This is a genomic window from Bifidobacterium sp. wkB344 (genome assembly GCF_003688305.1).
GTDB classification, from domain to species: domain Bacteria; phylum Actinomycetota; class Actinomycetes; order Actinomycetales; family Bifidobacteriaceae; genus Bombiscardovia; species Bombiscardovia mizhiensis.
Map to the genome: position 1 here is coordinate 1 of NZ_NPOQ01000025.1, position 2,366 is coordinate 2,366.

1 rRNA gene is annotated in these 2,366 nt (G+C 60.6%); it reads left to right on the forward strand.

The annotated features are described in order from the left end of the window. Nucleotides 1-2,358 (forward strand): 23S ribosomal RNA (locus CI601_RS08350); the annotation flags it as partial. Nucleotides 2,359-2,366 lie beyond the last annotated feature (8 nt).

The window sequence follows — 2,366 nt, forward strand, 5'->3', positions numbered from 1 at the left end:
TTCCAGTCGCGTGTCCTGGACCCGAAGCGGGATGATCTAGCCCTGGGCAGGTTGAAGCGCGGGTAAGACCGCGTGGAGGACCGAACGGACCTGGGTTGAAAACCGGGCCGATGACCTGGGGCTAGGGGTGAAAGGCCAATCAAATTCCGTGATAGCTGGTTCTCTCCGAAATGCATTTCGGTGCAGCGTCGCGTGAGTGCCTCCATGGGGTAGAGCTACTGGATGCTTGAGGGCCCGTATCGGGTACCGACAGCAGCCAAACTCCGAATACGTGTGAGGTGTATCGCGGCAGTGAGTCGGCGGGGGATAAGCTCCGTCGTCGAGAGGGAGACAGCCCAGATCGTCGTCTAAGGTCCCTAAGCGCGTGCTAAGTGGGAAAGGATGTGGAGTCGCATAGACAGCCAGGAGGTTGGCTCAGAAGCAGCCATCCTTGAAAGAGTGCGTAACAGCTCACTGGTCTAGTGGTTCCGCGCCGATAATGTAGCGGGGCTCAAGCACGCCACCGAAGACGCGGCAGCGCAGTTTGCTGTGCTGGGTAGGAGAGCGTTCCGCGTGGGGCGAAGCGGCGGCGTGAGCCGGCCGTGGACCGCGTGGAAGTGAGAATGCAGACATGAGTAGCGAGAGGCGGGTGAGAATCCCGTCCGCTGGATGACCAAGGGTTCCGGGGCCACGTTCGTCGTCCCCGGGTGAGTCGGGTCCTAAGGCGAGGCCGACAGGCGTAGTCGAATGGATGAAGGAGTCGATATTCTCCTACCGGCGTCAAGCCGTCCAATCCAAGACGTGGAAGCGTGCCCTTACCCGTGTCGGGTGATGGTCTTCGGACCGTCCGATGGCATGGGACCGGCGTGTGGATGCGTGGCGGGTAGCGCGGGAGTGACACGGAACGGGAGCCGGGCCGCGGTGGTGGTTATCCGTGGTCAAGCATGCGGCGCGTCGGGCAGGCAAATCCGCCCGGCATGAGCGCGAGGTGTGATGATGGGGGGTCTTGTGCCCCGAATCCGGTGTGCCGTTCCGTCGAGAAAAGCTTCGGCGTGAGGAGTGGCGCCGCCCGTACCCTAAACCGACACTGGTGGTCAGGTAGAGTATACCAAAGCGATCGAGCGAATCCTGGTCAAGGAACTCGGCAAATCACTCCCGTGCCTTCGGTATAAGGGAGGCCCCTGCCGGTGAGGCGCCTTGCGCGCGGAGCCGGTGGGGGCGGCACAGACCAGGGGGTAGCGACTGTTTACCAAAAACACAGGTGCATGCGAAGACGTAAGTCGCTGTATATGCACTGACGCCTGCCCGGTGCCGGAAGGTTAAGAGGATCCGTCATCCCTCTTCGGAGGGGGCAGCGGTGAATTCAAGCCCCGGTAAACGGCGGTGGTAACTATAACCATCCTAAGGTAGCGAAATTCCTTGTCGGGTAAGTTCCGACCTGCACGAATGGCGTAACGACTTCCCCACTGTCTCGACCAGGAGCTCGGCGAAATTGCAGTACGAGTAAAGATGCTCGTTAAGCGCAGAAGGACGAAAAGACCCCGGGACCTTTACTATACCTTGGTATTGGCGTTAGGTGCGGACTGTGTAGCATAGGCGGGAGGCTTCGAAGCGGGTGCGCCAGCATCCGTGGAGCCGGAATGTGAAATACCGCTCTGTCCTCATCTGGCCTCTAACCTCGGCCGGTCATCCCGGCCAGGGACAGTGCCTGGCGGGTAGTTTAACTGGGGCGGTTGCCTCCCAAAGAGTAACGGAGGCGCCCAAGGGTTCCCTCAGCCCGGTTGGCAATCGGGTGTTGAGTGCAATCGCACAAGGGAGCTTGACTGCGAGACCGACGGGTCGAGCAGGGACGAAAGTCGGAGATAGTGATCCGGTGCCGGCGTACGGACGCGGCATCGCTCAACGGATAAAAGGTACCCCGGGGATAACAGGCTGATCATCCCCAAGAGTCCATATCGACGGGATGGTTTGGCACCTCGATGTCGGCTCGTCGCATCCTGGGGCTGGAGCAGGTCCCAAGGGTTCGGCCGTTCGCCGATTAAAGCGGCACGCGAGCTGGGTTCAGAACGTCGTGGGACAGTTTGGTCTCTATCCTCTGCGCTCGTTGGAATCTTGAGGAGCCCTGCCCATAGTACGAGAGGACCTGGGTGGACGAACCTCTGGTATGCCGGTTGTCGCGCCAGCGGCACGGCCGGTTGGCTACGTTCGGATGGGATAACCGCTGAAAGCATCTAAGCGGGAAGCCCCCTCCAAGATAAGGATTCCATGAAGCCTTCGGGCTTCTGAAGACCCCATGCAGAACACATGGTCGATAGACCGGACGTGGACACCCCGCAAGGGGCGGAGCCGACCGGCACTAATGGTCGAAGACAACACACCATCCACCC